Here is an 8,448-nt window from a genome sequence, read left to right as displayed (position 1 = left end):
CCTCACTGAGCCAGAACAAAGCCTCCATCCTTCCTCCTCAAGGCCTCTCGGGGGGGGTCCCCCCCACCAAAGGGCGTCTCTTCCTATTTTATGGGTCCTGAGCCTAAGGTATCTCCCATGCTGTCTTCCTCCTCCATCACCACCATTCCGTCCAATCGCCTCTGGCTGCGCTCCGAGTTCATGGGCACCCAGGTGATTGCCAAGGATTCCGGCCGGCGCCTCGGTCTTGTGGGAGAGATGGTGGTGGACGTGGACCGCCGGGAGGTGGTGGCCCTGGGTCTCCGGGACAATGCCCTGACCCGCCTGCTGCCGGGGGTCCCCCGCTGGATGCTCCTCCGGGAGATTCGTCAGGTGGGAGATGTGGTGCTGGTGGACTCCTGTGACGCGGTGGCGGAGGACTTCAACCCGGAGCGCTACAGCCGCGTGATCAACTGCCAGGTGATCACCGAGTCCGGAGAGCAACTGGGCCGTGTGTTGGGTTTCAGTTTTGATGTGGAAACGGGGGAGCTGGTCACCCTGCTCATTGCCGCCCTCGGGGTTCCCGTTCTGGCCAACGGGATGCTCAGCACCTGGGAACTGGGGGCCGGGGAGGTGGTCAGCTCCGGCTCTGATCGCATCATTGTCTATGAGGGGGCAGAGGAAAAGCTGCAACAGGTCAGCTCCGGGCTGCTGGAAAAGCTGGGCATCGGTGGCGAAAGCTGGGAGCGCCAGGAGCAGCAGCATGCCTATGGCGCCGTCATCCCCGTGGAGAACCAACTGGCCCCCGGACAAGCCGACCAGGAACAGCAGCGCCAACAGGAGGCGTTGCGCGGTGACGTCAGCGCGAGCCAGTCTGCCCAGGGATCGTACGACGACATGGAGCCGGAACTGGAATACGTGGATGCCGAGCGGGGTCGCCGCACCACCACGTCCCGCCTTCTTTACCTGAGTGACGATGGTCCCGCCCCACCGCGTCAACCTGTCAATCCCCATTGGGAGGAGGAGACCGGCACCCCCGAGATGGGGGGCCAGCGCCACCGTCATGCTCAGCCCATGGAGGTGGTGGTGGATCCCTGGCAGGACGACGTTTAGGACCGCTCGGCAGCAGCAGGCTGTTCAGCAACAGACCGCTCGGCAACGGGGGGTAGGGGGTGGCGGCGGCGGCAGTGGACCTGCAACCGCAGCACCTCCATGACCATGGCGCTGAGGGCTGCGGTCGCCCCCCCCGGTCCCCGTAACTGCCGCAGCGCCATGGTCATGGCCTCCAGCCGTGCGGGATGGTGCAGCAGAACCGACATCTCTCGGGCAATTTGCGTTGGGGTGATGGGGCCAATTCTCTCGGGCACCACCATGCGACCCGCCTGGAGATTGGGCCAGGCCAGCCCTGAACCGCGTCTCAGCACCATGGACACCACTACCTTGGTAACCACAGGCCCCAACAGGGGAGCACGGCTGAGTAGGCCCAGGGGGCCATCCCAGGCACGCATCACCTGGGGGTGCTGGGTGGGCAGCACCACCACCATGGGCACGGCAAGGGCCGCCAATTCAGCGGTATTGGCCCCAACCGTAGTGAGGGCCATGGTGCAACGCCGCAACTGGTCATGGGCGGGGTGGCGATCCACCAGCGCAATCCGCACCCTTGTCGCCGTGCAGAGGGACCAGTGGGGATGGGATGGGGACGGGGCGTCCAGCCGTGCGGCGCTGGCGCCAAAGGTGGCGGCCAGGGGATTCTGGGGACCGGCAAAACGAAGCAGGTCCCGGTGGCGCACCATGGGGGCCAGGGGCAGGAGGAAGCGGCACTCCGGATGGTGTTGATGGAGCTTCTCGGCCGTGGCCAACATGAAGGGCACCCCCAGGCAGAGCTTGGCGGGTTTGGAGCCGGGCAGCAGGGCAATGGTGGCTGGGGCCGCCTCCGGGATCGGGGGAGAACCGCCTTGCTCCGGGGAGACATCCGCCATCAGGTCGCCGACGATTCGGGTCCGTAGGCGCCAGCGCCCTGGCACCCGTCCATAGGCCACAGGCCCCATGGCTGCAATCCGATCACACCAGCGGGGCCAGCGGGCCACCCACTCGGCGTAGCACACATGACGATAGCCCAGCCGGGCCGCTAGCAGCACGGCCCACAATTGATCACCCCCCAGAAACACCACCACCCCCTGGGAACCCCAGCGCCGGTAGCGCCGAGGCAGCAGCAGCAGATGCCAGAAGCAGCGCGCCGGAATGACGTGGTCAAACACCCCCAGGGCTGCAGCAGTTCCGGCCTCCCGCCCGTGGGCATGGGGGCAGGGGGTCAGCACCAAGTGGAGCCGGGCGGCAACAAGATCACGGCGGAGCCGACGGGCCAGGGGGTACACCCAAGTCAGCAGCTCACCCGGTCCGTTGGACACCAGGACGATATCACTTTGGGGAAAAACCATGCGGATGGCGAGATTTGAACTCGCAAGGCCGAAGCCACACGCCCCTCAAACGTGCGTGTCTACCAATTCCACCACATCCGCTGTCGTTGGGCAGTCTATGGCTGCCACCTTATTAAATACCACGTTCGACACATGTTGGCCTGCTGCATCAGCCACTGATACGATCCACGATTGATGGTGTCGCTGTGGATGGCCCTTGGCAAGGTCCTGATCGCCAACCGAGGTGAGATTGCACTGCGGATCATCCGTAGTTGTCGTGATTTGGGCATTCCGACGGTGGCCGTCCACAGCACTGTGGATAGCAACGCCCTCCACGTTCAACTGGCGGATGAGGCGGTCTGCGTTGGGGAAGGCCCCAGCGCCAAAAGTTACTTGAACGTGGCCAACGTCATGGCCGCCGCCACGTCCCGCGGGGTGGACGCCATTCATCCGGGCTATGGGTTCCTGGCGGAGAGTGCCCGTTTTGCGGAAATCTGCAGGGACCACGGCATCAAGTTCATTGGCCCGTCTCCGGAAGCCATTCGCACCATGGGAGACAAGTCCACGGCCAAGGCCACCATGCAGGAGGCTGGTGTCCCCACGGTGCCCGGCAGCCGTGGCCTTGTGGAGGACGTGAACCACGCCCACCACTTGGCGGGTCAAGTGGGCTATCCCCTGATGATCAAGGCAACCGCAGGTGGGGGTGGCCGGGGCATGCGCCTGGTGTCCAAGCCGGAAGAACTGGACAGCATGTTCAAAACAGCCCAGGGAGAGGCGAAGGCGGCCTTTGGTAATCCAGGGCTTTATATGGAAAAACTGATCATCCGGCCCCGCCATGTGGAGATCCAGATTTTGGCGGACAGCCGGGGCGGTGTGATCCATCTGGGCGAGCGGGACTGCTCCCTGCAACGGCGCCATCAGAAAATTCTGGAGGAATCGCCCAGTCCGAACCTGGCGCCAAGGTTGCGGCGGAAGATGGGTGAAGCCGCGGTGCGTGCCGCCAAGGCCATCCAGTACGAGGGTGCCGGAACGGTGGAATTTCTCCTGGAGCCCGGCGGTCATTTTTATTTCATGGAGATGAACACCCGCATCCAGGTGGAACATCCCGTGACGGAGATGGTCACCGGTCTTGACCTGGTGGCACAGCAGTTGCAGATTGCCGCTGGCCAGCCCCTGGCGTTAAGCCAGAAGGAGGTGCGTTTCCAGGGTCACGCCATCGAGTGTCGCATTAACGCCGAGGATCCACGCCATGGGTTTCGGCCCACGCCGGGGTGCATCAGTGGGTGGCTCCCACCGGGTGGCCCCGGGGTGCGGGTAGACAGCCACGTGTACACCGACTACCACATCCCCCCCTATTACGATTCTTTGATTGCCAAAATCATCGCCTGGGGCCAGGACCGACCACAGGCCATTGCCCGCATGCGCCGCGCTCTCAGCGAGTGCGCCGTGACCGGTGTGAGCACCACCATTGATTTCCACCGCCAACTGCTGGAGCAGCCCGAGTTTCTGGAGGGGACCGTCCACACCAAGTTCATTGAGCAGGACATGGGCCAGCCAGAGCTCATCTGATGGCCATGGTCAACAGGCCCTGTTGGCCCACCAGCAATTCCCGCAGAAGGCTCACCAGCCCCAGCCAGATCACCGGCGTCACGTCTACGCCGCCGATGGGGGCCACCCAGCGGCGGGTGAGAGCCAGCAGGGGTTCCGTGGGGCCATGGAAGAGACGCCAGACCCCCTGCTGAAGATCTACCTGGGGATACCAGGTGAGCACGATACGGAACAGAAACAGCAACGTCCAGGTGGCCAGTCCCAGACCCAGCAGCAGATGAAGCAGGGGTAACACCGTGGCCAGCAGGGCCGTGGCGCTGGCAACGGTCTCAGGCGGCAACACTGGGCAGGTGAGAGGGGCACCTGCCAACTCTAAATGTTGGCAAGGGCAAGGCGGCCTCTGCCAGAGTGGGCGGACAACCTCCCACAGCCACCCCTCTCATGCCACTGCTACTTGGTATTGGCCGTTTCCGCAAGGATCTGGAGCACCATGGCGCCATGGCCGTCACGGCCCCTCTGGAGGGGGGCTTTGAGACCCGTTTGTTGCGCCGCCTCCGGGCAGCAGGTTACGCCACCCAACTGTGCTCGGCCCGGGGGTTGGGGGATCCGGAGACGTTTCTCCTGGGCCTCCATGGGGTCCGTCCGCCCCACTTGGGGCATCAGAGTGTGGGCGGTACGGCTGCCGTGGGCGCTGTGTCCATGGCCCTGCCCCAGCTCATGCCCCAACTGCAAACGGACAAGCCGGTGCTGCTGTGGCTCCTGGAGGCCCAGGTGCTCAGCCGAGCGGAGTTGGACACCTTTGTGACCCTGCCCCGGCGCTGCCCCGGCTTCCATGTTGTCTGCGAGATGGGGGGAAGCCGGACGTTGCGCTGGCAGCCCCTGGCCAAGGCGCTAGCGGCTTGAGGCCGTGTTGGGCCATGCCCCTGAAGACGCTTTGCGCCAAGGTTGTTGGCGCAAGTTGATTTGCGGCGCCAGCAACCAGGACTTGGCCACCGTTACGGATCTGGCCTGGGTCTACACCCGTGCGGGCATCCATTGCATTGATGTGGCCCCGGATCCAGCGGTGGTGGCCGCCGCCCGCCAGGGCATGGCCGCGGCCTTCAAACTGGGTCAACCACCCCCATGGCTCATGGTGAGCCTCAACGACGACACGGATCCCCATTTCCGTAAGGCCCATTTTGACCCTCGCCATTGCCCTGCGGATTGCCCCCGCCCCTGCGAGGCCACCTGCCCGGTGGCGGCCATTTCCCCTGAGGGTGTGGACATGGCCCGCTGTTATGGCTGTGGGCGTTGCCTGGCGGTGTGTCCCCTGGGCCTCATTGAGGAGCGACCCTGGCGTTTGCAGCGGTCCCAGCTTCTGGAGATTCTGGAGGCGTGCCAACCGGACGCCCTGGAAATCCACACCCGTCCTGGTGCCGTCGCCCCATTTACCCAACTTCTGACCCTGCTACAGCCCCTGCTGCCCCGCTTGCGGCTGTTGGCGGTGAGTGCCGGCGGCCCCTTGGATCAGTTGATTCCCTATCTGTGGCAACTGCACGGGTTGCTGGTGACGCAGCCTGTCTCCCATCTCTGGCAACTGGATGGCCGCCCCATGAGCGGGGACCTGGGCCGCGGCACAGCCCATGCGGCGGTGGCGTTGGCCCTTGGCGTGTCTCGCCATGGCCCTCCGGGACTGTTGCAGGTGGCCGGGGGTGTCAACCGGCATACCCACGCACTTCTGCAGCGCCATGGCTTGGCCGGTCATGGAGGGAAGCCCCCGGCGGTGGCAGGCATGGCCTTTGGCGGTGCCGCCCGTCAACTGCTGAGCCCCTGGTTGACGGCTGCCCAGGCGCGGGGCAAGCCCCTGCATCAGCACTCTGATCTGGCGGACGTGGCCGTGGGGCAAGCCCAGGATCTCTTGAACCTGCCGGCCGGGCTGATTGCAGAAAAGACTCCAGCCTATTGTCGCCCGTGAGCAGCGGTTCACCAGTGATCCGGGTCACCTGTGGCTTCCGCCTCCATTGGTTGGCTAGTTTTAGCGTCAACCAACCACAGGGCAGACGTTGAACTCAGTGAACCCGGTGCCAGAAGGTCTCTTAACTCTTGAGGATCGACAGGCGGCAGTTGATCGACTTGCAACCCACTTTGCCCACGGCCACCTCACCGACACAGAACTGGAGCATCGACTCGACCTTGCGTACGCGGCCGACACGAGGGCTCAACTCACGGCGCTGGAGTCGGATCTTCCTGCCCTTGCTCCTGAAACCCGTCTAGCGCCACCGTCTGCTCTGGGCGCCTTCATCGTCTCCATCTGTGGAAGGACGGAACAACGGGGCCGATGGAGGCCAGCTCGCACGACAACAGTGCTCACCATGATGGGGAAGACAGTTCTGGACTTCCGTGAAGCCGTCATTGGAACGAGCAGGATCGCCCTGCACCTGATCACCGCCATGGGTGGTGTGGAGATTATCGTCCCAGCCGGTGTTCGCGCCAGATGGGCTGGCATTGCAGTCATGGGCAAGGTGAAGGTGGAGGAGAGCGTGGGGGTGTCGGCGCCGGATACTCCTCTCCTCTGGATCAGCGGCTTTGTCGTCATGGGCAATGTGAAGATCATCGAACGCCTGCTGCATGAAACCAGGAAACAGGCACGCCGCCGCTATAAGGAGACAAGGAAGATGCACCGCGGGCACAGGAACCCATTTCCCCCACCGGCTCAGCCAGGGGCGTAACTTGGAGATGTGCCCCATTCCCCGGCCATGGCCGTGCCAGTCCCCTGCGCCCCTGGCCAGCCCGGACTCCTCCAGCCCATCACCATTCGCGAGCGGCGGGTCACCGATGATCTGGACCATCTGCTGGCGGTGTTGCCGGCGTCTCTCCAACAGCAGCTCGCTTCAGCGGAGCGGCGCCAGGACCTGCTGGAGGTGGTGCTGGATTTGGGACGTCCTCCCGAGGCCCGCTATCCAGGCTGGCGGCTGGACCTGGAGGATACTCCCCTCAGTCGGGAGGCATTGGATGGGGTCCTTGCCCGAGTGGGGCGCTTTGGTGGCGATAATCGGGCCGGGATTGCGCGGACCTTGCATCGCATCAGCGCCATGCGCAACCGATCAGGAGAGGTGATTGGCCTCACCTGTCGCGTGGGGCGGGCTGTGTACGGCACCGTGGCCATCGTCAGAGATCTGGTGGAATCCAATCAATCCATCCTGATCATGGGGTATCCCGGCGTAGGCAAGACCACGGTGCTGCGGGAAATAGCCCGGGTGCTGGCTGACGAGATGGATCGGCGGGTGGTCGTCATTGACACAAGCAATGAAATTGCCGGTGATGGGGACATTCCCCACCCAGCCATTGGGCGGGCGCGACGGATGCAGGTGCCGGATCCGCAGCATCAACACCGGGTCATGATCGAGGCGGTGGAGAACCACATGCCCGAGGTGATTGTCATTGACGAGATCGGCAGCGAGCAGGAAGCCTGGGCAGCCCGCACCATTGCCGAGCGGGGCGTGCAACTGGTGGGTACGGCCCATGGCCATCAACTGGCCAACCTGATCAAAAATCCCGCCCTCCGTGACCTGATTGGCGGCCTCCAGGCGGTCACCCTGGGGGATGAAGAAGCCCGCCGGCGCGGCTCGCAGAAAACGGTGCAGGAGCGCTGTGCCCCGCCCACCTTTCCCCTGGCGGTGGAAATGCACAGTCGCGACTGCTGGCATGTGCATTGGAACGTGGCCCGCACGGTGGACGGCCTGCTGCGGGACCGCCCTGTCCAGTCCCAGGTGCGGCGTCTGGATGAGCGAGGTGTTCTTCACGTGCAAAATCCTTCCCCATGCCCCCCTGGGCTGGTGGATCCCGTGGCATCGTCCACGGAGCAACCTGCACGTCCCGCTAGCCAGGACGATCTCCCCCTGCACATCTACCCCTCTGGCGTAACCCCCCGTCAACTGGACGCACTCATCCAGGACCGGCAACTACCAGTCCTGGTGGTGCGCACGGTGGATCGGGCCGATGCGGTGCTTTCCCTGCGCAACAGCCTCAGTCATGACCCCAGCGCCCGGCGGACAGCCAAAAGCTTGGGGGTTCCCATCCACGTGATCAAGTCCGCCAACTCACCTCAACTGCAAAGAGCTCTGGAGAGGTTGCTGTTGCGCTTCCGCGCCAGGGGCAACGTGGTGTAGGATTGAATGGTTCAGTTCCCAGCAGTGGGCCGTCGCCAAGTGGTAAGGCAGCGGGTTTTGGTCCCGCCATTCCTAGGTTCGAATCCTAGCGGCCCAGTTGATGCCCTGGGTGTTTGCCGCCGGAGTGGAGCGAGGCGAGGGGCTCCGTGATGCGGACCAGGCCTTCCCCAATTGGTGGAAGAGCAAAAGCAAGGCTCCCCGCCGGTTCAAGAAGCGGAGCGACCGCCAAAGCATCCGCACTTGTGGCAAGGAGTTTAGGGCCACAGACAAGGGCCTCCGTTTTCCCAAAATCGGGGAACTCCGACTTCGCTGGAGCCGCCCCCTCTCTCCTCCCAGCTCTGTAACAATCATCAAGGACTGCGCAGGGCAGGTTGTTA

At 64.2% G+C, this 8,448-nt stretch carries 8 protein-coding genes and 2 tRNA genes; 7 read left to right on the top strand and 3 right to left on the bottom strand.

The annotated features are described in order from the left end of the window. The first annotated feature begins 117 nt into the window (after positions 1-117). Positions 118-1,071, top strand: coding sequence for a PRC-barrel domain-containing protein (locus FLM9_RS02080; protein ID WP_074457027.1), 954 nt, complete (start codon positions 118-120; stop codon positions 1,069-1,071). Here FLM9_RS02080 and FLM9_RS02075 read toward each other — a convergent pair. Both FLM9_RS02075 and FLM9_RS02070 read right to left on the bottom strand, forming a co-directional pair. Next, positions 1,068-2,396, bottom strand: a complete 1,329-nt coding sequence (locus tag FLM9_RS02075) for a glycosyltransferase family protein (protein ID WP_074457026.1) — start codon at positions 2,394-2,396, stop codon at positions 1,068-1,070. The genes FLM9_RS02080 and FLM9_RS02075 overlap by 4 nt on opposite strands. Then, a tRNA-Leu gene (locus tag FLM9_RS02070) sits at positions 2,396-2,477 on the bottom strand. Before FLM9_RS02070 ends, FLM9_RS02075 begins: the two co-directional genes overlap by 1 nt. 108 nt (positions 2,478-2,585) lie before the next feature. Between FLM9_RS02070 and accC the strand changes: the two genes are divergently transcribed. After that, positions 2,586-3,944, top strand: a complete 1,359-nt coding sequence (accC, locus tag FLM9_RS02065) for an acetyl-CoA carboxylase biotin carboxylase subunit (protein ID WP_074457030.1) — start codon at positions 2,586-2,588, stop codon at positions 3,942-3,944. On the opposite strand, the gene FLM9_RS02060 is transcribed toward accC, so the two are convergent. Further along, entirely contained in the window at positions 3,937-4,266 is a 330-nt protein-coding gene (locus FLM9_RS02060) for a YggT family protein (RefSeq protein WP_257242961.1), read from the bottom strand. The genes accC and FLM9_RS02060 overlap by 8 nt on opposite strands. Positions 4,267-4,364: 98 nt before the next feature. Here FLM9_RS02060 and ndhN point away from each other — a divergent pair, with 98 nt between their 5' ends. The 5 genes from ndhN to FLM9_RS02035 all read left to right on the top strand — a co-directional run bounded on the left by ndhN (position 4,365) and on the right by FLM9_RS02035 (position 8,168). Then, positions 4,365-4,826 carry an NAD(P)H-quinone oxidoreductase subunit N gene (ndhN, locus tag FLM9_RS02055; protein ID WP_074457029.1) on the top strand — a complete coding sequence of 154 codons (462 nt, stop codon included), beginning with the start codon at positions 4,365-4,367 and terminating at the stop codon, positions 4,824-4,826. A gap of 4 nt (positions 4,827-4,830) precedes the next feature. Beyond that, a complete protein-coding gene (locus tag FLM9_RS02050; protein WP_074457025.1) occupies positions 4,831-5,877 on the top strand; it encodes a Light dependent period protein LdpA domain-containing protein in 1,047 nt (348 codons plus the stop codon). Positions 5,878-5,983: 106 nt separating this feature from the next. After that, complete coding sequence (locus tag FLM9_RS02045) at positions 5,984-6,631, top strand: DUF1707 SHOCT-like domain-containing protein (protein ID WP_074457024.1); 648 nt, start codon at positions 5,984-5,986, stop codon at positions 6,629-6,631. Positions 6,632-6,658: 27 nt separating this feature from the next. Then, positions 6,659-8,071, top strand: a complete 1,413-nt coding sequence (locus FLM9_RS02040; protein ID WP_074457028.1) for an AAA ATPase domain-containing protein — start codon at positions 6,659-6,661, stop codon at positions 8,069-8,071. A gap of 25 nt (positions 8,072-8,096) precedes the next feature. Next, positions 8,097-8,168: transfer RNA gene (locus FLM9_RS02035), tRNA-Gln, on the top strand. Positions 8,169-8,448 lie beyond the last annotated feature (280 nt).

This window comes from Candidatus Synechococcus spongiarum, assembly GCF_900047545.1.
In the GTDB taxonomy this organism is placed as follows: Bacteria; Cyanobacteriota; Cyanobacteriia; order PCC-6307; family Cyanobiaceae; genus Synechococcus_B; species Synechococcus_B spongiarum_C.
The sequence above is the reverse complement of the archived record's forward strand: the minus strand, read 5'-3'. Positions and strand labels throughout refer to the sequence as shown.